At 72.6% G+C, this 20,986-nt stretch carries 19 protein-coding genes; 16 read left to right on the top strand and 3 right to left on the bottom strand.

Going from position 1 to position 20,986, the window contains the following annotated elements:
* The first annotated feature begins 87 nt into the window (after positions 1-87).
* From ACFVQ3_RS06035 to ACFVQ3_RS06000, 8 genes are all read left to right on the top strand, one after another.
* Complete coding sequence (locus ACFVQ3_RS06035) at positions 88-3,876, top strand: nitrate reductase subunit alpha (protein WP_387636320.1); 3,789 nt, start codon at positions 88-90, stop codon at positions 3,874-3,876.
* 1 nt (position 3,877) lies between these two features.
* A complete protein-coding gene (gene narH, locus ACFVQ3_RS06030; protein WP_387636317.1) occupies positions 3,878-5,404 on the top strand; it encodes a nitrate reductase subunit beta in 1,527 nt (508 codons plus the stop codon).
* Entirely contained in the window at positions 5,401-6,159 is a 759-nt protein-coding gene (gene narJ, locus ACFVQ3_RS06025) for a nitrate reductase molybdenum cofactor assembly chaperone (RefSeq protein ID WP_387636314.1), read from the top strand. Before narH ends, narJ begins: the two co-directional genes overlap by 4 nt.
* A 3-nt stretch (positions 6,160-6,162) precedes the next feature.
* A complete protein-coding gene (gene narI, locus ACFVQ3_RS06020) occupies positions 6,163-6,870 on the top strand; it encodes a respiratory nitrate reductase subunit gamma (protein WP_387636312.1) in 708 nt (235 codons plus the stop codon).
* A complete protein-coding gene (locus tag ACFVQ3_RS06015; protein WP_387636310.1) occupies positions 6,867-7,304 on the top strand; it encodes a molybdenum cofactor biosynthesis protein MoaE in 438 nt (145 codons plus the stop codon). The genes narI and ACFVQ3_RS06015 overlap by 4 nt, the downstream gene beginning before the upstream one ends.
* Positions 7,305-7,459: 155 nt before the next feature.
* Positions 7,460-8,452: a GTP 3',8-cyclase MoaA gene (gene moaA, locus ACFVQ3_RS06010; protein ID WP_387636460.1), complete on the top strand. Its 993-nt coding sequence runs from the start codon at positions 7,460-7,462 to the stop codon at positions 8,450-8,452.
* Positions 8,453-8,499: 47 nt separating this feature from the next.
* Complete coding sequence (locus ACFVQ3_RS06005) at positions 8,500-8,754, top strand: MoaD/ThiS family protein (RefSeq protein ID WP_387636307.1); 255 nt, start codon at positions 8,500-8,502, stop codon at positions 8,752-8,754.
* Positions 8,751-9,200, top strand: a complete 450-nt coding sequence (locus ACFVQ3_RS06000; protein WP_387636305.1) for a hypothetical protein — start codon at positions 8,751-8,753, stop codon at positions 9,198-9,200. The genes ACFVQ3_RS06005 and ACFVQ3_RS06000 overlap by 4 nt, the downstream gene beginning before the upstream one ends.
* Before the next feature lie 50 nt (positions 9,201-9,250).
* On the opposite strand, the gene ACFVQ3_RS05995 is transcribed toward ACFVQ3_RS06000, so the two are convergent.
* Positions 9,251-10,174 (bottom strand): ketopantoate reductase family protein, encoded by a 924-nt coding sequence (locus ACFVQ3_RS05995; protein ID WP_387636302.1) that lies wholly within the window; start codon positions 10,172-10,174, stop codon positions 9,251-9,253.
* Positions 10,175-10,415: 241 nt separating this feature from the next.
* Between ACFVQ3_RS05995 and ACFVQ3_RS05990 the strand changes: the two genes are divergently transcribed.
* Positions 10,416-10,964: a hypothetical protein gene (locus ACFVQ3_RS05990; RefSeq protein ID WP_387636299.1), complete on the top strand. Its 549-nt coding sequence runs from the start codon at positions 10,416-10,418 to the stop codon at positions 10,962-10,964.
* Between the two features lie 88 nt (positions 10,965-11,052).
* On the opposite strand, the gene ACFVQ3_RS05985 is transcribed toward ACFVQ3_RS05990, so the two are convergent.
* The gene (locus ACFVQ3_RS05985; protein WP_387636296.1) at positions 11,053-11,676 is read right to left on the bottom strand and encodes a DUF4240 domain-containing protein; all 624 of its coding nucleotides are present in this window, start codon (positions 11,674-11,676) and stop codon (positions 11,053-11,055) included.
* A gap of 72 nt (positions 11,677-11,748) precedes the next feature.
* Here ACFVQ3_RS05985 and ACFVQ3_RS05980 point away from each other — a divergent pair, with 72 nt between their 5' ends.
* On the top strand, positions 11,749-12,075 hold the full coding sequence (locus tag ACFVQ3_RS05980) for a glycosyltransferase family 2 protein (RefSeq protein WP_387636293.1): 327 nt from the start codon (positions 11,749-11,751) through the stop codon (positions 12,073-12,075).
* Position 12,076: 1 nt separating this feature from the next.
* Here ACFVQ3_RS05980 and ACFVQ3_RS05975 read toward each other — a convergent pair whose 3' ends face one another.
* Positions 12,077-13,681 carry an ABC-F family ATP-binding cassette domain-containing protein gene (locus tag ACFVQ3_RS05975; RefSeq protein ID WP_387636290.1) on the bottom strand — a complete coding sequence of 535 codons (1,605 nt, stop codon included), beginning with the start codon at positions 13,679-13,681 and terminating at the stop codon, positions 12,077-12,079.
* Positions 13,682-13,907: 226 nt separating this feature from the next.
* On the opposite strand from ACFVQ3_RS05975, the gene ACFVQ3_RS05970 reads away from it, so the two are divergent.
* The 6 genes from ACFVQ3_RS05970 to ACFVQ3_RS05945 all read left to right on the top strand — a co-directional run bounded on the left by ACFVQ3_RS05970 (position 13,908) and on the right by ACFVQ3_RS05945 (position 20,858).
* On the top strand, positions 13,908-16,193 hold the full coding sequence (locus tag ACFVQ3_RS05970; RefSeq protein WP_387636288.1) for a carbon starvation CstA family protein: 2,286 nt from the start codon (positions 13,908-13,910) through the stop codon (positions 16,191-16,193).
* 10 nt (positions 16,194-16,203) lie between these two features.
* The gene (locus ACFVQ3_RS05965; RefSeq protein ID WP_372441189.1) at positions 16,204-16,401 is read left to right on the top strand and encodes a YbdD/YjiX family protein; all 198 of its coding nucleotides are present in this window, start codon (positions 16,204-16,206) and stop codon (positions 16,399-16,401) included.
* Between the two features lie 476 nt (positions 16,402-16,877).
* Positions 16,878-18,068 carry a sensor histidine kinase gene (locus ACFVQ3_RS05960; RefSeq protein ID WP_387636285.1) on the top strand — a complete coding sequence of 397 codons (1,191 nt, stop codon included), beginning with the start codon at positions 16,878-16,880 and terminating at the stop codon, positions 18,066-18,068.
* Positions 18,069-18,160: 92 nt separating this feature from the next.
* On the top strand, positions 18,161-18,958 hold the full coding sequence (locus ACFVQ3_RS05955; protein ID WP_387636457.1) for a LytR/AlgR family response regulator transcription factor: 798 nt from the start codon (positions 18,161-18,163) through the stop codon (positions 18,956-18,958).
* A complete protein-coding gene (locus tag ACFVQ3_RS05950; RefSeq protein ID WP_387636283.1) occupies positions 18,955-19,392 on the top strand; it encodes a heavy metal transporter in 438 nt (145 codons plus the stop codon). The genes ACFVQ3_RS05955 and ACFVQ3_RS05950 overlap by 4 nt, the downstream gene beginning before the upstream one ends.
* A complete protein-coding gene (locus ACFVQ3_RS05945) occupies positions 19,389-20,858 on the top strand; it encodes a cation acetate symporter (protein WP_387636281.1) in 1,470 nt (489 codons plus the stop codon). The genes ACFVQ3_RS05950 and ACFVQ3_RS05945 overlap by 4 nt, the downstream gene beginning before the upstream one ends.
* Positions 20,859-20,986: the final 128 nt, after the last annotated feature.

Here is a 20,986-nt window from a genome sequence, read left to right as displayed (position 1 = left end):
GAGGCGTCCGGCTGCCCCCGGCCGACGTCCTCACCACGACAACCATCGCACGAACGCCCCCCACGCCGTTCCCGAGGAGCACTCGCCATGACCATCGACGACCCGGCGACGATGTCGCCCCTGATGAAGAAGCTGCTCAAGACGCGCAGCCACTTCCCGCAGACGGAGGTGTTCGACTCGGCGCACGCCATGATCGAGACTGACCCCTCGGAGTGGGACCGGTTCTACCGTGACCGGTGGGCGCACGACAAGGTCGTGCGCTCGACGCACGGCGTCAACTGCACGGGCTCGTGCGCGTGGGACGTGTACGTCAAGGACGGCCTCATCACGTGGGAGCACCAGGGCACGGACTACCCGACGACGGGGCTCGACAGCCCCGAGTACGAGCCGCGCGGCTGCCCGCGCGGGGCCTCGTTCTCCTGGTACACGTACTCGCCGTCGCGCGTGCGGTATCCCTACGTGCGCGGCGTGCTGCTCGACATGTACCTCGACGCGCGCTGCCGCCTGGGCGATCCTGTGCTCGCGTGGGCCGAGGTCGTCGAGAGCCCGCTCAAGGCGACGCTGTACAAGCGGGCCCGCGGCAAGGGCGGCCTGGTCCGCGCGGACTGGGAGCTCGCGACCGAGATCATGGCCGCTGCCCACGTCTACACGATCAAGGCGTACGGGCCCGACCGCTGCGTCGGCTTCACCCCGATCCCCGCGATGTCGATGGCGAGCTTCGGTGTCGGGACGCGCTTCCTGTCGATGATCGGCGGGACCCTGCTGAGCTTCTACGACTGGTACGCGGACCTGCCGCCCGCGAGCCCCCAGATCTGGGGGGACCAGACCGACGTCCCCGAGTCGGGCGACTGGTGGAACTCGAGCTACATCATGATGTGGGGCTCGAACGTCCCCGTGACGCGCACGCCCGACGCGCACTTCCTGGCCGAGGCCCGCTACAAGGGGACCAAGGTCGTCGCGGTCAGCCCCGACTACGCGGACAACGTGAAGTTCGCCGACGACTGGCTCGCGCCCGCCCCGGGCACGGACGGCGCGCTCGCGCAGGCCATGGGCCACGTGCTGCTCACCGAGTTCTACCGCGACCGCCAGGTCCCGTACTTCGAGGCGTACTCGCGCACGTACACGGACGCGCCGTTCCTCGTCACGCTCGACGAGGCCCCCGCGTCGCAGGGCGCGGCGGGGGCCGCGCAGGACGCGAGCCGGGCCGAGGTGCCCGACGGCGCGCCCGCCCCGGTCTTCCGGCCCGCCAAGTTCCTCACGGCGGCCGACCTGGACGGGCTGCCCGTCGCGGGGGCGACGGGCGAGCGCCCCGAGTTCCGCCCGGTCTTCCTCGACACCGCGGCCGACGCGCTCACGGTGCCGAACGGCACGCTCGCCGACCGCTGGACCGAGGACGGCGTGGGGCGCTGGAACCTCGACCTCGAGGACCACGACCCGGCGCTGAGCCTGCTGGGCCTGACGCACGCGGGAGCCGAGGCGCAGGGGGTCGTCGTGGAGCTGCCGCGCTTCGACGTCGGCGCGACCGAGGGAGGTTCCTCGGTCCTGCGCGGCGTCCCGGCGATCCGCGTGGGCGGGCGCCTCGTGACGACCGTGTTCGACCTGCTCATGGCGCAGTACGGCGTGGGCCGGGACGGGCTGCCCGGGTCGTGGCCCACGGGCTACGACGACCCGACGTCGCCCGGGACGCCGGCCTGGCAGGAGTCCCTGACCGGGGTCCCGGCCGAGCAGTGCACCCGGATCGCGCGCGAGTTCACGCGCAACGCCGAGGTCAGCAAGGGCAGGTCGATGATCATCATGGGCGCGGGGACCAACCACTGGTACCACGCGGACACCATCTACCGGACGTTCATCGCGCTCCTGACCTTGACCGGGTGCCAGGGCGTCAACGGCGGTGGTTGGGCGCACTACGTCGGGCAGGAGAAGGCCCGTCCCGTGACGGGGCAGCAGCACATGGGCTTCGCGCTCGACTGGCAGCGCCCCACCCGCCACATGGCCGGCACCGCGTTCTGGTACACCGCGACGGACCAGTGGCGCTACGAGGGCTTCGGTGCCGACGAGCTCGCGTCGCCGACCGGGCCGGGCACGCTCAAGGACCGCAGCATGATGGACTGCCTGACGCAGGCGGCCCGCATGGGCTGGACGCCTTCGCACCCCGGGTTCGACCGCAACCCGCTCGACCTGTGCGACGAGGCCGCGGCGGCAGGCGTGCCGGTCGCCGACCACGTGGTCTCCGAGCTGCGCAGCGGGAACCTCAGGTTCGCGGTCGAGGACCCCGACGACCCGCAGAACTTCCCGCGCGTCCTGACGGTCTGGCGCGCCAACCTCATCGGCAACTCGGCCAAGGGCAACGAGTACTTCATCAAGCACCTGCTCGGCGCGGACTCGTCGCTGCGTGCGCACGAGACCCCGCCCGAGCGTCGTCCCGAGGAGGTCGTCTGGCGCGACGAGGCCCCCGAGGGCAAGCTCGACCTGCTCACCAACATCGACTTCCGCATGACCTCGACGTCGCTGTTCGCCGACGTCGTGCTGCCCGCGGCGACCTGGTACGAGAAGCAGGACATCTCGACCACGGACATGCACCCGTTCGTGCACGCCCTCAACGCGGCGATCGCCCCGCCGTGGCAGGCGCGGACCGACTACGACGCGTTCCTGGGACTCGCCGACAAGGTCTCCGAGCTGGCCAAGACCCACCTGGGCACGCGCACCGACGTCATCGCGGCGCCGCTCACGCACGACACCCCGGACGAGATGGCCCAGCCCGGAGGCGTCGTCCTCGACTGGCGCAAGGGCGAGTGCGAGCCCGTCCCCGGCGTGACCATGCCGCGTCTCGTGGTGATCGAGCGCGACTACACGCAGATCGCGGAGAAGATGCGCGCCGTCGGGCCGCTGATCTCGAAGGTCGGCACCACGACCAAGGGCGTCACCGTCGTCCCCGAGCAGGCCGTCGAGTTCCTCGCGAAGGCCAACGGCGTGCGCAAGGACGGCGTCGCGAAGGGCCGCCCGTCGCTCGAGACCGCGGCGCACATGTGCGAGGCGATCCTCGCGCTGTCGGGGACGACCAACGGGGCGGTCTCGGTCGCGGGCTTCAAAGTCCTCGAGAAGCGCGTCGGCAAGCCGCTCGCAGACCTGGCCGAGGAGAACCACGACCGTCAGGTCACGTTCGCCCAGACCCTGACCGGCCCGCAGAACGTCTTCACGAGCTACGAGTGGTCGGGCTCGGAGCAGGGCGGTCGGCGCTACTCGCCGTTCGTGGTGAACGTCGAGCGGCTCAAGCCGTGGCACACGCTCACGGGGCGCCAGCACTTCTTCGTCGACCACGACTGGATGACCGAGCTCGGCGAACAGCTCCCGGTCTACCGGCCGCCGCTCGACATGGCGCGCCACTTCGGCCACCAGGGCTTCAGCGAGCCCGGCTCGACCGAGGTCACCGTGCGCTACCTGACGCCGCACTCCAAGTGGTCGATGCACTCGCAGTTCCAGGACAACCCGTACATGCTCGCGCTCTCGCGCGGAGGCCCCACGATCTGGATCTCGGAGGAGGACGCGCGGACCGCGGGCATCGCGGACAACGACTGGATCGAGGCGGTCAACCGCAACGGCGTGGTCGTGGCCCGGGCCGTGGTCTCGCACCGCATGCCCACGGGCACGGTCTACATGTACCACTCGAAGGACCGCAACATCGACGTGCCCAAGGCGGAGGCGTCGGGCAAGCGAGGGGGCATCCACAACGCGCTGACGATGATCATGATGAAGCCCACGCACCTCCTGGGCGGGTACGGCCAGCTCACCTACGCCTTCAACTACTACGGGCCGACCGGCAACCAGCGCGACGAGTACACGGTCATCCGTCGCCGCAACCAGGAAGTGGAGTACTGAGATGCGGGTCATGTCGCAGGTGGCGATGGTCATGAACCTCGACAAGTGCATCGGGTGCCACACGTGCTCGGTCACGTGCAAGCAGACGTGGACCAACCGCGACGGCGTCGAGTACGTGTGGTTCAACAACGTGGAGACCAAGCCCGGGACGGGGTACCCGCGCGGGTACGAGGACCAGGACCGCTGGCACGGCGGGTGGGAGCTCGACCGCAAGGGACGGCTCCGGCTCCGCTCGGGGGGACGGCTGCGCCGCCTCGCGTCGATCTTCGCGAACCCGGACCTGCCGGGGCTCGACGACTACTACGAGCCCGCGACGTACGACTTCGACCAGCTGATCTCCGCACCGGCGAACTCGCCGCAGATCCCGGTTGCGCGCCCCAAGAGCGCGATCACGGGCAAGGACATGAAGATCACGTGGGGGCCCAACTGGGACGACGATCTGGGCGGCTCACCCCAGATCGCGTCGAAGGACCCCAACCTGGCCTCGATGGTCGACAAGGTCCAGCTCTCGTTCGAGCAGACGTTCATGTTCCACCTGCCCCGGATCTGCGAGCACTGCCTCAACCCTGCGTGCGTCTCGGCCTGCCCGTCGTCGGCCATGTACAAGCGGGTCGAGGACGGCATCGTGCTCGTCGACCAGGACGCGTGCCGCGGGTGGCGCATGTGCGTCTCGGCGTGCCCCTACAAGAAGGTCTACGTCAACCACCAGACGGGCAAGGCCGAGAAGTGCACGTTCTGCTTCCCGCGCATCGAGGCTGGGCAGCCGACCGTGTGCGCCGAGACGTGCGTCGGCCGCCTGCGGTACATCGGCCTCGTGCTCTACGACGCCGACGCCGTCGAGGCCGCCGCGTCCGTCGAGGACCCGAAGGACCTGCTCGACGCGCAGCGCTCGGTCTTCCTCGACCCCACGGACCCCGAGGTGATCGCGGCGGCGAGGGCGGCGGGCATCGCCGAGGACTGGATCGGCGCAGCCCAGCGCTCGCCCATCTGGAAGCTCATCCAGAAGTTCAAGGTCGCGCTGCCGCTGCACCCCGAGTACCGCACCATGCCCATGGTCTGGTACGTGCCGCCGCTCTCGCCCGTCCTGGACGTCACGACCGAGCTCGGCAAGGACGACGCCGACGCCGACGACGTGTTCCACACCATCGCGTCGCTGCGCATCCCGCTCGAGTACCTCGCGAGCCTCTTCTCGGCCGGGGACGTCGACGTCGTCGCGGGCGTCCTCATGAAGCTCGCGGCCATGCGCAGCCACATGCGCCGCCGCACGCTCGACGGGGAGGTCGACGAGGCGCTGCTCGCCCAGGTCGGGTACACGGCCGAGGACGTCGAGGAGCTCTACCGGCTCCTGGCCATCGCCAAGATGGAGGACCGGTACGTGATCCCCGCGGCGCACAAGGAGGACGCGGCCGAGATGGCGTCGTGGGCCTCGGGCTGCTCGCTCGACAACCCGGGCGGACCGGGCATGAGCGCGGCGTCCACGCGCGGCGGCCCCGTCTCGGTGCCCCTGCAGGTCCGGAGGCCGTCATGACGACCCAGGCTCCGCCGTCGGGCAGGCGCGCGATCATCCCGCTCCTGCGGCGCTCGCGGCGCAAGGACCTCGTCGAGGTGCCCGCCCGGGCCGACGTCCTCGCGCTCGCCAGCCTCCTGCTGGCCTACCCCGACGACGCCTGGTACGCCGACGCCGACGAGCTCGGCGCTGCCGTCGCGGCCCTGCCCGACTCGGCCCCCGCGGCGCACCTGCGCGCCTTCTGGGCGCAGCACTCCCGGCTCGAGCCGCGCGCTGCGCGGGCCCACTACGTCGAGACGTTCGACCTGCGCCGCAAGTCGTCGCTGTTCCTCAGCTACTACCTGCACGGCGACACGCGCCAGCGCGGCATGGCGCTCCTCGCCCTCAAGCAGCGCTACCGCGCGTGCGGCTTCGCGCCCGACGACGCCGAGCTCCCCGACTACCTGCCCATGGTGCTCGAGTTCGCCTCGCGCGCCGGGACCGGGGCGGGCGAGGCGCCGCTGCGGACCCACCGCGGCGGGATCGAGCTCATCCGCCGCTCGCTCGCCGACCGCGGCTCGCACTACCGCGAGGTCCTCGAGGCCGTGAGCGACCTCCTGGGGCCCGTGTCCGAGCGCCAGCGCGGCGAGGTCGACCAGCTCGCGCTGACCGGCCCGCCCAGCGACGACGCGGGGCTCGAGATCGCCTCGACGCCCTACGGGGGAGCGAGCTGGACCGACACGCCCGGCGCGCCCTTCGGCCCCCCGGAATTCACCTGCGCCCCGGAAGGACGCTGACTCATGTGGGACACCCTCCTCTTCGTGGTGCTGCCGTACGTCTGCCTCGCGATCTTCGTCGTCGGGCACGTGTGGAGGTACCGCAACGACCAGTTCGGCTGGACGACCCGCACGAGCCAGGTGCTCGAGAAGCGCTGGCTCGCCTGGGGCTCGCCCCTGTTCCACTTCGGGGCGCTGTTCGCGATCCTCGGCCACGCCGCCGGGCTGCTGATCCCGACCTCGTGGACCCAGGCCCTCGGGATCTCCGACCACACCTACCACGTCGTCGCGGTCGCGGCCGGGACGGTCGCAGGCGTGCTGCTGTGCGCGGGCCTCGTGATCCTGCTGCTGCGCCGCTTCTACGTCTCCGACCGCATCCGCATCGTCACGACCCCCATGGACCGGGTCCTGTACCTCCTGCTCACGGTCGAGATCGCGGTCGGCATGTGGCAGACCGTCGCGATCAACGTGTTCGGCTCGGGCTACGAGTACCGCGGCACGGTCTCGGTCTGGTTCCGCCAGCTCTTCGTGCTCCAGCCCGACCCGTCGCTCATCTCCTCCGCACCCGCGGTCTACGGCTGGCACGCGGTGCTCGCGTGCCTGCTCCTCGCGATCTGGCCCTTCACGCGGCTCGTGCACGTCTGGTCCGTGCCCATCGCCTACCTGGCCCGGCCGTACGTCGTCTACCGGCAGCGCTCCGCGACCGCGGGGCGGGGCAAGGTGCGCGCATGAGCGCGGTCCCGGACGTACGCGTGGCGCTCGCAGGCGTGGGGGAGGACGTCCTCGACGTGGCCGAGCACGAGCAGGCGGTGGCGTCCGCGCACGCCGGGGCCGTCGTGACCTTCGCGGGCATCGTGCGCGACCACGACGCCGGCCGGTCCGTCACCGCCCTCACGTACGAGGCCCACCCCGACGCGGACCGCCTCATCGGCGAGATCGCGGCGCGCGTCGCGGCCCGCTCGGGCGCGGTCCGGGTCGCGGTGTCCCACCGCGTCGGGGACCTCGCGGTCGGGGACGTCGCGCTCGTCGCAGCCGTGTCCTCGGCCCACCGGGCCCAGGCCTTCGCGGCGTGCGGCGAGCTGGTCGAGGAGATCAAGGCGGCGCTGCCCGTGTGGAAGCGCCAGGTCTTCGCCGACGGCACGCACGAGTGGGTCGGGGCGCTGTGAGCGTCGCGCCCCCGGTCGAGCGGACGGTCAAGGACCTCCTGCCCGACGGCGCCGCCCCCGCCGAGCGCGTCGCGTCCGGCCGTGCGCTCCCCGGGCGCGCGACGCCGACGGGAGGTCGGTCGCCTCGGCGCGCGACGCCGTCGGGCACGGACCGACTGGACGCCCCCGGCCTCGTCGACCGGTTCGGGCGGCGCCACCGCGACCTGCGGATCTCCCTGACCGACCGATGCTCCCTGCGATGCACCTACTGCATGCCCGCCGAGGGCATGCCGTGGCTGCCCTCCGACGAGCTCCTCACGGTCGCCGAGACGACCCGCGTCGCGGCCGTCGCGGTCCGGCACGGCATCGAGGAGATCCGCCTCACGGGCGGCGAGCCGCTCCTGCGCCCCGACATCGTCGAGATCGTCGCCGGGCTCGCCGCGCTCCCCGGCGCCCCCGAAGTGTCGATGACCACCAACGGTCTGCGGCTGCCGGCGCTCGCGGGTCCGCTGCGCGACGCGGGACTCGGCCGGCTCAACATGTCGCTCGACACCCTGCGGCGCGACCGGTACGCGACGCTGACCCGGCGCGACCGCCTCGATCAGGCCCTCGACGGGCTCGCGGCCGCCGACCGCGCCGGCTTCACCGGGACCAAGCTCAACGCCGTCCTCGTGCGAGGCGTCAACGACGACGAGACCGTCGACCTGCTGCGGTTCGCGCTCGACCGCGGGTACGAGCTGCGGTTCATCGAGCAGATGCCGCTCGACGCCGGCCGGACCTGGACCCGCGAGGGCATGGTCACGGCCGACGAGGTGCTCGCGTCGCTCAGCGGAGCGTTCGACCTGGAACCCGTACCGACACGCGGGGCCGCCCCGGCCGAGCGGTGGACCGTCGACAGCACCGACGCGGTCGTCGGCATCGTCGCGTCGGTGACCCGGCCCTTCTGCGGGGCGTGCGACAGGATCCGCCTCACGTCCGACGGTCAGCTCCGCAGCTGCCTGTTCGCGCGCGAGGAGACCGACCTGCGGACGCTCCTGCGCGCAGGAGCCGACGACGACCGCATCGCGGCAGCGCTCGGCCTCGCGGTCCGCACCAAGGCCGCCGGGCACACCATCGGCAGCGCCCGCTTCCGCCAGCCCGAGCGCGGCATGTCCGCGATCGGGGGATAGGTCCCGCCCGAGACCGCACCGAACCCCGCACGACAAGGAGTGACGAGATGCCCGCCATCACCCTGCGCTACTACGCCGCGGCCCGCGCCGCGGCGAACGGCCTCGACGAGGAGGTGATCGAGACCGAGAGCCCCGCCGCTGCGCTCCGCGTCAGCGCGCGTCGGCACGGCGAGCCGATGCGGCGCGTCCAGGTCGTCTGCTCCTACCTGCAGGACGGCCGTGCGCTGCGCCCCGAGTCCGCGGCCGCCCCCGTCGCCGGCCCGGTGACGATCGACGTCCTCCCACCCTTCGCCGGCGGGTGAGCGAGATGGCGAGGTCCCCCGCGAGCGAGGCCGACGTCCCCGAGACCTACCCGCCCCTGGACGCGCACCGGTCGACCTTCGTCCCGTGCCGGCGCGACCGGGCCGGTCTGCACGGACCCCTGACCAGCGGGTGGCTGCTCGCCGCGAGCGTGAGCCAGCTCGGTGCCGTCATCGTCGTCCTGTGGTGCGGGCTGCAGGCCCACCCGGTCCTCTCGCTGCCCGTGGCGGCGCTGCTGCTCGGCGCCATGCTCGCGGCCCACTGGCTGGCCTCGATCACCGTGCTCGCCCTCGGACGAGCGCGGTTCCGGGTCCTCGAGCGGCGGTACCTCGCCTGGCTCGACGGGCTGACCGCCGAGCAGCGCGCGCTGCACTGCCGCCGCGCCCAGCGCAGGCTCCTGGAGCACGAGCGCGCGCCCCGGCACTGGGTCGTGCCTGCGGACTGGTAGCGGCGGCGCGCTGCGCGTGACGGCGGCAGCGTCAGGAGAGCTCTGCGACGTCAGGAGAGCTCGGCGACGAGCCGGGCCGTGAGCGGCGCCGAGACACCGTGGCGCTCGGCAGCACGCACCACCGCGCCGCCGATCGCGTCGACCTCGAGCGGTCGTCCCGCCTCGGCGTCGCGCTCCATCGAGGAGCGGGCAGCGGCGGGGAACCGGTCGTACAGGGTCAGCGACGCCGCGGGGTCCGACGGGGCGCACGACGCCGTCGCGACGGCCGCGACCTCGGCGACCAGCGCCTCGAGCTCGTCCCGGTGAGCCGTGCGCACCTCGCCGATCGTCGCGCGGTGCCGGGTCGTGAGCAGGGCCAGCGGCGCCAGGAACGACAGCTTGGCCCACACCAGGGCGGCTTCGTCGGCCCGCAGCCTCACCGTGATCCCGGCGCGCGCGAGGAGGTCGCGCACCGAGTCGACCGCGTCCGTCGGCGCGTCACCCGGGGCGAGGTCGATCTCCACGAACGGGCTGCCGTGCACGATCTCTCCCGGTGCGACACGCGTCGCCTCGACCCGGATCACCGCAGGGACGACCCGCTCGGAGCCGTACCGGGCGCGCAGCACGTCCAGGTGCTCGACGCCGTTGAGCAGCGGCACGACCACGGCGTCCCCGAGCACCTCGGGGGCGACGCGGTCGAGGGCGTCCCTCAGGCCGGTCGCCTTGACCGCGACGAGCAGCACGTCGACCGGGTCGTCGAGGCGTGCCGTCGCCCGGACGGCGACCTCGACGTCACCGAGCTGCTCGCTGCGGACGCGCAGCCCGCGCTCTCGCAAGGACCTCACCGTCTCGTCGCGGGCCACGAACGTCACCGCCACGTCACCGGTGCGGGCCAGCAGCGCCCCGACCAGGCCGCCGACCCCTCCGGCGCCGAGCACGGCGACCTCCCGCAGCGTGCCGTGCACCGTCGTGGTCTCCGTCGTCCCGTCGCTCATCGCCCCAGGAGACCACACGTGCGGGCAGCGCCGGTCGCAGACGTGCGCCCCGCGAGCGTGAGAGTGGTCACCGGTCCGCGACGCCTGCGCGTGACGGGCCTCGGACGACGGGAGGTGGAACGAACCGGACAGGCACCTCGTTGGTGATTCACGACAGCCCGTGAGCACGGCGCCGGCGAAGCCGGCCGACGGACCTCAGGGACGGACGAGCGTGCAGACGATGCACAGCAGGGACGAAGCGATGCCGGTGCAGCAGACCGAGACCACCCGCCCATGGACGTTCGACACGCGGGCCGGAGCGGCCTACGGGCTCATGACGGCTGCCTGGTACACCGTGCCCGACCTCGTCGAACGGCGCGGCACCCGGGCGCTCCTCAAGACCGCCTGCGGGGTCGTGGGGGCTGCGGTGCTCCTGCAGACCAGCGAGGGCCGCCAGGCGATCGACGGGGTGCGCAAGGTCCGTGGAGCCCTGCGGGGCACCGAGGGCACCGACCTCCCTGGCACGTCGGCGCCCTGGGAGCAGACGCCCGACGACGTCCCCGACAACACGCTGCACGACCTCACACCGGTCGAGATCGCCCCGGGCGGAAAGGTCGCGATCGCCGTGGGGGCAGCCGTCCTCCTCGGAGCCACGACCGCGTTCGCCGTCGTCGGGGAGAAGGGCGCGTACCGCTGGGGCGAGCGCATGCGCGCCCGCGGGGTGCGCGCACCGCACCTACGGGTGGGACTCGTCCTGGGCGCCGCTGCCGCGGCCCTGGGAGGCCTGCTCCCGGCGCCCGAGGACGACTGACGCTGACCGAGGACGGCTGACGGCGCCCGAGGACGGCTGAGAAGGAGTCTCGGCGGCGGGCTGAGGACCCCGCGGGCGGTCGGGTCCGTCAGGCGAAGAGCGCCGCGAGCCGGGGGAGCCGACGGCGGTTCTCGTCCTCGTCGTCGAAGTCCCACCTCTCGCCGGCCGGGTCGGTCGAGGCGCCGACCGGCGTCTCGCTGCCGTCGGTGCCCGTGCCCGTGCCCGTGGCCGCGGGCGCCGACGGCGCGGCGGTGTCGCGGGCCTCGTAGTAGTCCTCGTCGTCACGCCCCGTGGCCTTGGTCCAGGCGTCGCCCACGAGCGAGTCGAGCGACTCGAAACCGAACCAGCCCTGGTCGCTCGCCATGGCGACGACGACCGGGTGCTCCGCGAGCGAGTCCGGGTCCGCGACCGTCCGGGTGAAGACGTCGCGCCCGGCGAGGACGAGCCCGTCGCGGAAGTCCATGAAGCCGTCGTCGCTGCACCCGCCCTCGATCAGGTACGCCGCGCCCCACACGGGCCAGGCATATGCCGCCGTGCTCACCTCGTCGGACACGGCGGCGAACGCGAGGATCTCGTCGGGCGACAGCCGCTCGACGAGCACGGCGGTCAGGGCGTCCGGGAGGGGGTCGTCCTCGGCGCCGCGGTCGTCGGCCCCTCGGCCTGCCCGGGTCCGTGCGTCGTCGACGATCTGCCAGAAGGTGTCGTGGTCCATGGCAGGGAACGTAGGGGGTGCCACCGACACGGTCTCGGGCGAGCGTGGGAGCGAGGCCGCCAGCATCGTCGCGTGCGAGCAACCGTGGGCGTGGTCGTGACCGGGTTCGACCAGGGAGACCTTGTGCGTGAGGCCGTCGAGTCGGTGCTGCGACAGACCCGCGCACCCGACCAGGTCCTCGGGGTCGACGACGGCTCGACGGACGCCCGGTCCCGCGCCGTCCTGGACGTGCTCGCCGAGGAGGGCTGGGGGTCCGTGCTCCGTCAGGGCAGCATCTGCGCGCGGTGCTCCTGGCACAGGAGGCGGCGTCGACCGCGCGGCTCTGCACCTGGGAGCGACTGGTCCTCGACCACCCGGGCGGGGACGGCTCGGGCCGTCGGGCCCGTCCCGCAGCCCTGAGTCAGAGCGCGCCGCTCGCGGCCGTCTCGACGACGCCGCCGGCGCCGTCGAACGTCAGCAGACGGTCGGCGACCTTGTCGATGAAGTAGCGGTCGTGGCTCACGACGACCACGGCGCCCGGGAAGTGCGCGAGCGCGCGCTCCATGACCTGCGCGCTCGTGAGGTCGAGGTGGTTGGTCGGCTCGTCGAGGACGATCACCGAGGCGCCCGACAGCAGGCACTGCGCGATCGCGACGCGGGCGCGCTGCCCGCCCGACAGCGTCCCGATCTTCTGCTTGAGCTCCATCTCGGAGAACTGCAGCATCGTCAGGAACCTGTTGACGTTCTTCTTGGTCGCCGAATACGCGAGGGTCCCGGGGGCGGCGCTGACCGCGTGCGCGACCGTGTCGTCCAGGTCGAGGTCAGCCACGACCTGGTTGTACGAGACGAACGTCGAGTTCTTCTTCCACGTGATCTGCCCGGCGTCGGGTGGCGTGACCTCGGTGAGCACGTCGAGGAGCGTCGACTTGCCGGACCCGTTCGCGCCGACGACCGCCACGCGGTCCCCGCGGTGCAGCGAGAAGGTCAGGTCGCTGAACAGCGGGTCGCCGCCGAAGCCCTTCGTGAGTCCCTCGACCTCGACCAGGCGCTCGCTCACGTGCAGGTCCGCGTAGATGGTCGTGATGATCTGGTCGACCGGGCGAGGCGCCTGCCGCTTCTTGATGTCGGCGAGCTTGCGCCTGAGGCCGCGGCTCTTGTCCTTCGCGGCCTGCTTGCGGGCGTCGCTGGCCTCGACCTCGTACGCGAGCAGCTCCTCCTCGTGCGCGAACTGGCGCTCGATGGTCTTGATCCGCGACTGCTTGGCGTGCACGTAGTCCGAGTAGCCACCCTCGTACTCGTGCAGACGGCGGTTCTCGATCTCGACGATCCGGTTGACCGCGCCGTCGAGGAACTGGCGGTCGTGCGAGACCACGAGCACCGCGCCGGGGTACGACTGGAGCCAGCTCTCGATCCAGCGCACGCCGTCGAGGTCGAGGAAGTTCGTGGGCTCGTCGAGGAGGAGCACGTCGGGGCGCTGCACCAGGATCCGTGCGAGCGCCGCACGGTTGCGCCAGCCGCCCGAGAGCTGGTCGACCGGGAGGTCGCGGCGTCCGGCGTCGAAGCCGAGACGCGTGAGGACCGTGTCGATCGTGTTCTCGTACGACCACCCGTCGAGCGCGTCCATGCGCTCGAACAGGTCCGCCTGCTCGGTCAGGAGCCGCGTCATCTCGTCGCCGCCGTCGTCCATGAGGTCGGGCTCGGCGAGGCGCTCGCCGATCGCGTCGAGGCGCGCCTGCGTCGAGTGGACGTCCGCGAACAGCTCGCTGAGCTCCTCGGCCGCGCTGCGGTGCCCCGCGAGCTCGGAGAACTGCGAGAAGTACCCGATGCTCACACCGAGGTTGACGTCGACCGTCCCCGAGGTGGGCTCCTTGCGTCCGAGGATCAGCTCGAGGAACGTCGTCTTGCCCGTGCCGTTACGGCCCACGAGCCCGACGCGCTCGCCCTCGCGGAGCTTGAGGAAGGCGTCGCGCAGCACGACCTTGTCGTCGAACTGCATGCTCACGGCGTTCAGGCGGATCAGGCTCACAGGGGTCCTCTCGGGCACCGTGCCGGAGGTCGGCACGACGGGAGAACACTACGCGGACCGCCCGTCCGGGCGGTCGCCGACCGCCGTTCGGCGACCGTTCGTCGCACGTCGCCTACCGCTCGTCGCACACCTCGACCGTCCGTCGACGTGACCTGGATCACGGCCCGTCGTCGTCCCTAGCCTTTCCCGGTCGGACGCAACGACGCGACCTTGGGAGAGAGAACCGATGACGACAGACATCCGATCGACGGCGGAGACCGCCTCGGACGACGGGCTCTCGCCCGATCCGACGCTCCCGCCCACCGCGGTCCCCGAGGCCGCCCTGAAGCCTCGCTGGACCTGGCAGAAGGTCCTGCTCTGGACCGGCATCGCACTGCTCGGCGGCGTGGCCTGGGTCATGCTCGCGATCGTGCGCGGCGAGACCGTCAACGCGATCTGGTTCGTGTTCGCCGCGGTCTGCAGCTACCTCATCGGGTACCGCTTCTACTCCAAGGTCATCGAGCGCTGGATCACGCGCCCCGACGACCGGCGCGCGACCCCCGCCGAGGTGCGCTCGGACGGCAAGGACTACGTCCCGACCGACCGCCGCGTGCTCTTCGGGCACCACTTCGCCGCGATCGCGGGGGCAGGGCCGCTCGTCGGACCGGTCCTGGCCGCACAGATGGGCTACCTGCCCGGCACGGTCTGGATCATCGTCGGCGTCATCTTCGCGGGCGCCGTGCAGGACTACGTGGTCCTGTTCTTCTCGATGCGCCGCGGCGGCCGCACGATCGGCCAGATGGCCCGCCAGGAGCTCGGTCGCATCGGTGGCACGGCCGCGATCGTCGCGTCGCTGCTCATCATGCTGATCATCGTCGCGATCCTCGCGCTCGTCGTCGTGAACTCCCTGGGCGAGAGCCCGTGGGGCGTCTTCAGCGTCGCGATGACCATCCCGATCGCGCTCTTCATGGGCGTCTACCTGCGCTACCTGCGCCCCGGACGCATCACCGAGGTCTCGATCATCGGCTTCGTGCTGCTCATGGCCGCGATCGTCGGCGGCGGCTGGGTCGCGAACACCCCGTGGGGTGCGGACCTGTTCCACCTCGACCGCACGACCATCGCGATCGGCATCATCATCTACGGCTTCGTCGCGGCCGTCCTGCCCGTGTGGCTGCTCCTGGCCCCGCGCGACTACCTGTCGACGTTCATGAAGGTCGGCGTCATCGTGATGCTCGCGGGCGCGATCGTGATCGTGCGTCCCGAGATCTCGGTGCCCGCGGTCAGCGAGTTCGCGAGCGGCGAGACCGGGCCGGTGTTCTCCGGGTCGCTGTTCCCGTTCCTGTTCGTGACGATCGCGTGCGGCGCACTGTCCGGGTTCCACGCCCTCATCGCGTCGGGCACGACGCCCAAGCTGCTCGAGAAGGAGCGCCAGACGCGCTTCATCGGGTACGGCGGCATGCTCATGGAGTCGTTCGTCGCGATCATGGCGCTCGTCGCCGCGATCTCGCTCGACCGCGGCATCTACTTCGCGATGAACGCCTCGGCGGCCGCGACCGGCGGGACCATCGAGGGCGCCGTCGCGTTCGTCAACTCCCTCGGCCTGGCCGGCGTGAACCTCACGCCCGACATGCTGTCCTCGACCGCCGCGGCCGTGGGCGAGGAGTCGATCGTCTCCCGCACGGGTGGTGCGCCGACCCTGGCGCTGGGCCTCGCGCACATCATGCAGCAGCTCTTCGGCGGCGCCGCGATGATGGGCTTCTGGTACCACTTCGCGATCATGTTCGAGGCGCTGTTCATCCTCACGGCCGTCGACGCCGGGACGCGCGTGGCGCGCTTCATGCTCCAGGACTCGCTCGGCAACGTCGCCCCGAAGTTCAGGGACGTGACCTGGCGGCCCGGGGTGTGGTTCTGCACCCTGGTCATGGTCGCCGGGTGGGGGAGCATCCTCTACCTGGGCGTCACCGACCCGCTCGGCGGGATCAACACGTTCTTCCCGCTGTTCGGCATCGCCAACCAGCTCCTCGCGGCCATCGCGCTCGCGGTCGTCCTGGCGATCGTGGCCAAGCGCGGACGCTCGTACTTCCGTTGGCTGTGGATCGTCGCGGTGCCCCTGGCGTTCACCGCGGTCGTGACCATCACCGCCTCGTTCGAGAAGATCTTCTCGCCCGTCCCCGCCGTCGGGTACTGGGCCAACCACAACGCGTTCAAGGAGGCGCTGGCCGCGGGGGAGACCTCGTTCGGCACCGCGACGTCGGTCGAGGCCATGGAGGCGGTCGTGCGCAACACGTTCGTCCAGGGCACGCTGTCGATCATCTTCGTGGTCCTCGCGATCGTCGTGATGGTCTCGGCCCTCGTCACGACCGTGAAGGCGCTGCGTGCAGGCGGAGGGGAGAACCACGAGGACCAGCCCGTGGCCTCGCGTCGCTTCGCCCCCGCGGGTCTCCTGACCACGGCGACCGAGAAGGAGATCGAGGCCGAGTGGGCCCAGCTCCCGCCCGAGAAGCGGCCCGTGTCCTCGGGCGCGGGGCACTGACGTGGGGCCCGTGCGCGACGCGCTCGCCCGCGCGGCGAGGGGTACGGCCTGGTACGTCCGCCAGCTCATGGGCGACGACGCGTACCGGGTGTACGTGGAGCACCGCCGCGCCGCGCACGGGCCCGACGTCCCCGTCCTGACCGAGCGCCAGTTCTGGCGCCAGCGCATGGACGACCAGGACCGCAACCCGGGCGCCCGCTGCTGCTGACCCCGGTCGCCGAGGGTGACGCCCGTGCCCGCCGAGGGTGACCCTCCTGCCCGCCGAGGGTGACGCCCGTGCCCGCCGTGACCCGCATGCGGTGCGACGGCGTCGCCCTCGGCGCCCCGTGGCGACACCCTGGGCGGTATCCCGTCGCCCTCGGCGCCCCGTGGCGACACCCTGGGCGGAATCCCGTCACCCTCGGCAGTACGCCCGTCGCCGTCGGCCCGCACGTGACACCGCCTGGTGTGCACGCCCGACGGCGCCGCTCACCTCCGTGGACACGTCTCCGCGGTCGCCACGACACCAGTGCTCGTCACCCTCGGCCCCCGGGAGCGTCACCGTCGGCGGTCCGGCCCGTCACCCTCGGCGCCCGGGAGCGTCACCGTCGGCGGTCTGGCCCGTCACCCTCGGCGGTCCGTCCGTCACCACCGGCACCCCGGTTCGTCACCCTCGGCGTCGTCTCTCCGGAATAGGATCGCGACATGTCCGGACCCGTCTTCACCGGGGCCGTCGTCGGCCTCGTCGTCGGCGTCCTGCTCACCGCCGCGCTGGTCCTCGCGTGGCGGCTGGCACGCGGCACGCGCGAGCTCGGCAGCGACTCCGAGCGCGCGACCTTCAGCACGCTGCACCTCGCGTCCCGTGCGGCCAAGCACCTGCGGGACGGGCTCGAGGGCGACGACGTCGGACGTGCTGCCCGCCACCTGCGCACCCTGCTCGGCTGCGAGGCGCTCGCGGTCGTGACGGCCGACGGCGTCGTGGCCCTCGACGGACCGGCCGCCCTCCGGGCCGAGGCGCAGCGTGTCGGCGCCCGGACCGTCGAGACGGGGAGGCGACAGGTCTACGCGGGCGGCGAGCCGTCGTCGGGCACCCCGGAGGCCGTGGGGGCGCCCGTGCTCGCGGGCGGCGTCGTGGCCGGAGCCGTCGTCGCGTTCGCGACGCGGGTGCGCCCGCCGCTCGTGCGGGCCACGGGCGAGGTCGCGCAGTGGTGCTCGGCCCAGCTCGAGCTGGGTGAGCTCGAGGCGTCGCGCACCGCGCTCGCCCAGGCCGAGCTGCGTGCCCTGCGCGCGCAGATCAGCCCGCACTTCATCTACAACTCGCTCGGCGCGATCGCGTCCTTCATCAGCACCGACCCCGAGCGGGCGCGCGACCTCGTGCTCGACTTCGCGGACTTCACGCGCTACTCCTTCCGGGGCCGCGGGGACTTCACGACGCTCGCCGACGAGCTGGGCAGCATCCACTCGTACGTCGAGCTCGAGCGCGCGCGGTTCGGTGACCGGTTGACCGTGACGCTCCAGATCGCGCCGGAGTCCCTGTCGACCGTCATCCCGTTCCTCAGCGTCCAGCCGCTCGTCGAGAACGCCGTCCGGCACGGCCTCGAGCCGCGCGAGCGCGGCGGGCGGATCGTCATCAGCGCGCGCGACGAGGGCACCCAGACCGAGATCACGGTCGAGGACGACGGCGTCGGCATGTCTCCCGAGACGCTGCGGACCCTGCTCGCGACGGGGTCGCGTGCGACGAACGTCGGGCTGCGCAACGTCGACACGCGCGTGCGCCAGCTCTACGGCGACCAGCACGCGCTCGAGATCGAGACGAACGAGGGCGCGGGTACCCTCGTGCGGATGCGCGTCCCGAAGTCCCAGCCCCAGCACGAGACCGAGGTGAGCAGGCCGTGACCGACCCCGTCCCTCACCTCGCACCGCCCACGGGTCCTGACGCCGGGCCCGCGAAGGTCCCAGGTCCGCGTCCCGACGGCGTCGACGTCCTCGTGGCCGACGACGAGCGCCCGGCCCTCGACGAGCTGACCGCGCTCCTGCGCCGCGACCCGCACGTGCGCTCGGTGCACCCCGTCGCGTCGGGCGCCGAGGCCCTGCGCTGGCTGTCCGAGCACCCCGTGCACGTCGCGTTCCTCGACATCCACATGCCGGGCCTCACGGGGCTGGACCTCGCCCGGGCGCTGTCGCGGTTCTCGGTCCGGCCTGCGGTGGTGTTCGTGACGGCTGACGAGGCCCGTGCCACCGAGGCGTTCGACGTCGAGGCCGTCGACTACGTGCTCAAGCCCGTGCGGCGCGAGCGCCTGGCCCGCGCGGTCGAGCGGGCCGTCGCGGTCCAGGCGGCCGCGTCCCGCATCGCGGAGGGCGCGCCGTCGCGCGTCGCGGGCGGCACGGGCGGCGCCGCCGCCCGCGACGCGGAGAGGTCCGCCGCACCCGCGCAGGTCACCCCGACCGACGAGACCATCGCCGTCACGGTCGGTACGACCACGCGCGTCGTGCTGCGCTCGGCCGTGCGGTGGGTCCAGGCGCAGGGCGACTACTCGCGCCTGGTCACGGACACGGACGGCTACCTCGTGCGCGAGCCCATCTCCGACCTCGAGGAACGCTGGGCCGCGGCGGGCTTCCTGCGCGTGCACCGCTCGTACCTCGTGGACCGCGCCGCCGTGACGGCGGTCCGCCTCGGCGGTGCGCACCCGGTCGTGGTCGTCGCCGGGCAGGAGGTCCCCGTGAGCCGGCGCATGGCTCCGGCCGTGCGCGACGCGCTCCTGGGCCGTCCCGGAGGGCGTCCATGAGCCCGGAGGACCCGCCGCCGCGGGTCGTCGTCCGCTCGACCGACGTCCCGTCTCCCACCCCGTCCGCCGCGCGGGCCGCCGCGCCGGACGCGGGGGAGGAGGCGTCGTCGGGCGGGATGCCGGGGGGCGCCCAGGACACGCCCGGGCCCGACGGCGGGAGCGAGCCCGCGGCCGTGTACGCCCGCAGCCTCGCGCGGACCCAGCTGCGGCTCGCGCTCGCGTGCGTCGTGTCGTTCCTGGCCGTGGTCACGCTGCTCACGGTCACGATGAGCGCCGTGCCGACGCTGGGCGACGTGCACGTGCTCGGAGTGCCGCTCCCGTGGCTCCTGCACGCGTACGGCTTCTACCCGGTCATCGGGGCGTTCGCGCTCGTGTTCGCGCTGGCCGCCGCCCGCAACGAGCGGCGCTTCCGTGCGCTGGTGGACGACGAGTGAGCTCGGCGCTGCCGCTCGTCGCGATCGGTCTGCTGCTGCTCGCGACGGGGCTCATCGGCTTCTACGGGCTGCGGATCTCGCGGACGACGAGCGACTTCTTCGTCGCGTCCCGGACCGTGCAGCCCGTGTGGAACGCGTCGGCGATCAGCGGCGAGTACCTGTCGGCCGGGACGTTCCTGGGGCTGTCCGGGCTCGTGCTGCTCTCGGGGGCCGAGGCGTTCTGGTTCCCCGTCGGGTACGCCGCGGGGTACCTGCTCGTGCTGCTGTTCGTCGCCGGGCCCCTGCGTCGCTCCGGGGCCTACACCATCCCCGACTTCGTCCAGGCACGGCTCGACTCGCTCGCCGCCCGACGCGTCACGAGCGTCCTGGTGCTCGTCATCGGGTGGCTGTACGTCGTGCCGCAGCTCCACGGCGCGGCCCTCGTCATCACGACCGTGGCACCCGTGCCGCCGTGGGTCGGGTCGGTCGGGGTGGCCGCGGTCGTGAGCGCCGTGGTCGCCGCGGGCGGCATGCGCTCGGTGACGTTCGTCCAGGCGTTCCAGTTCTGGGTCAAGCTCACGGCGCTCGCGGTCCCCGTGGTCTTCCTGCTCGTCGTGCTCGGCGGGCAGGACCTGACGCTCGACCCGGCGCAGGTCTTCCCGCCCGAGGCGGGGCCGCGCTCGTACGACACGTACACGACCGTCTCGCTGCTGCTCGCGCTGCTGCTCGGCACGATCGGCCTGCCGCACGTCCTCGTGCGCTTCTACACGAGCCCCGACGGCGTCTCGGCCCGGTGGACCACCGTGGTGGTGATCGGGATGATCAGCGTGTTCTACATGGTCTCGAGCACCATGGGCCTCATCGCCCGCGTCGTGGCTCCCGACCTCGCCGAGCCCGGCGTCGCCGACACCGTCGCGCTCGTCCTGCCGTCCCGGCTCGTGCCGGGCGTGGGCGGCGAGCTGCTCTCGGCGCTCGTGATCGCCGGAGCTTTCGCCGCGTTCCTCGGGACGTCGTCGGGACTCGTGGTCTCGCTCGCGGGGGTCGTGAGCCAGGACCTGTTCGGCGGCACGGTCCGCTCGTTCCGCTGGTCCGCGGTCGCGTGCACGCTCGTGCCCCTCGCGGTCGCGCTCGTGACCATCCCGCAGGGGCTCGTCACGAGCGTCGGGACGGTGTTCGTGTTCGCGGCGTCGGCGCTGTCCCCGACGATCCTGCTGGGCGTGTGGTGGCGGCGCCTCACCGCGCGCGGCGCGATCGCAGGCATGGTCGTCGGCAGCGCGCTGTGCGCCGCGGCGCTCCTCGTGACCTCGGCGCTCGGTCCGGGCGACGGGCTCGCGCGCAGCCTCCTGGCCCAGCCCGCGGCCTGGACGATCCCGCTCGCGACCGCCACGACCGTCGTCGTGTCCCTGCGTGACCGGCGCGGGCCGCACCCCCGCACGGACCGCTTCCTGCGGCGGCTGCACGTGCCCGAGCGGGCTCCAGAGCGCTGAGTGCGTGGTTCGGCGGCGACACGCCCGGCGAGTCGCAGCCGAACCACGCACTCGACGACCGGCTCCGGATATCCCCGCGACGCCTTCGCGGTCCGTGGGTATCGTCGGAGCCGGTGGACGTGAGGCGT

The sequence above is a fragment of the Oerskovia sp. NPDC057915 genome, from assembly GCF_042887685.1.
Taxonomy (GTDB): Bacteria; Actinomycetota; Actinomycetes; order Actinomycetales; family Cellulomonadaceae; genus Oerskovia.
This window is presented reverse-complemented; position numbering and strand designations above follow the sequence as displayed.

What these genes read in the sequence shown, in the direction of transcription:
- ACFVQ3_RS05985 (WP_387636296.1), bottom strand. Translation starts at nt 11,676, where the DNA reads ATGGACCACGACACCTTCTGGCAGATCGTCGACGACGCACGGACCCGG.
- ACFVQ3_RS05995 (WP_387636302.1), bottom strand. Translation starts at nt 10,174, where the DNA reads ATGAGCGACGGGACGACGGAGACCACGACGGTGCACGGCACGCTGCGG.
- ACFVQ3_RS05990 (WP_387636299.1), top strand. Translation starts at nt 10,416, where the DNA reads ATGCCGGTGCAGCAGACCGAGACCACCCGCCCATGGACGTTCGACACG.
- ACFVQ3_RS05970 (WP_387636288.1), top strand. Translation starts at nt 13,908, where the DNA reads ATGACGACAGACATCCGATCGACGGCGGAGACCGCCTCGGACGACGGG.
- narJ (WP_387636314.1), top strand. Translation starts at nt 5,401, where the DNA reads ATGACGACCCAGGCTCCGCCGTCGGGCAGGCGCGCGATCATCCCGCTC.
- narI (WP_387636312.1), top strand. Translation starts at nt 6,163, where the DNA reads ATGTGGGACACCCTCCTCTTCGTGGTGCTGCCGTACGTCTGCCTCGCG.
- ACFVQ3_RS06035 (WP_387636320.1), top strand. Translation starts at nt 88, where the DNA reads ATGACCATCGACGACCCGGCGACGATGTCGCCCCTGATGAAGAAGCTG.
- narH (WP_387636317.1), top strand. Translation starts at nt 3,878, where the DNA reads ATGCGGGTCATGTCGCAGGTGGCGATGGTCATGAACCTCGACAAGTGC.
- ACFVQ3_RS05960 (WP_387636285.1), top strand. Translation starts at nt 16,878, where the DNA reads ATGTCCGGACCCGTCTTCACCGGGGCCGTCGTCGGCCTCGTCGTCGGC.
- ACFVQ3_RS05950 (WP_387636283.1), top strand. Translation starts at nt 18,955, where the DNA reads ATGAGCCCGGAGGACCCGCCGCCGCGGGTCGTCGTCCGCTCGACCGAC.
- ACFVQ3_RS06015 (WP_387636310.1), top strand. Translation starts at nt 6,867, where the DNA reads ATGAGCGCGGTCCCGGACGTACGCGTGGCGCTCGCAGGCGTGGGGGAG.
- ACFVQ3_RS06005 (WP_387636307.1), top strand. Translation starts at nt 8,500, where the DNA reads ATGCCCGCCATCACCCTGCGCTACTACGCCGCGGCCCGCGCCGCGGCG.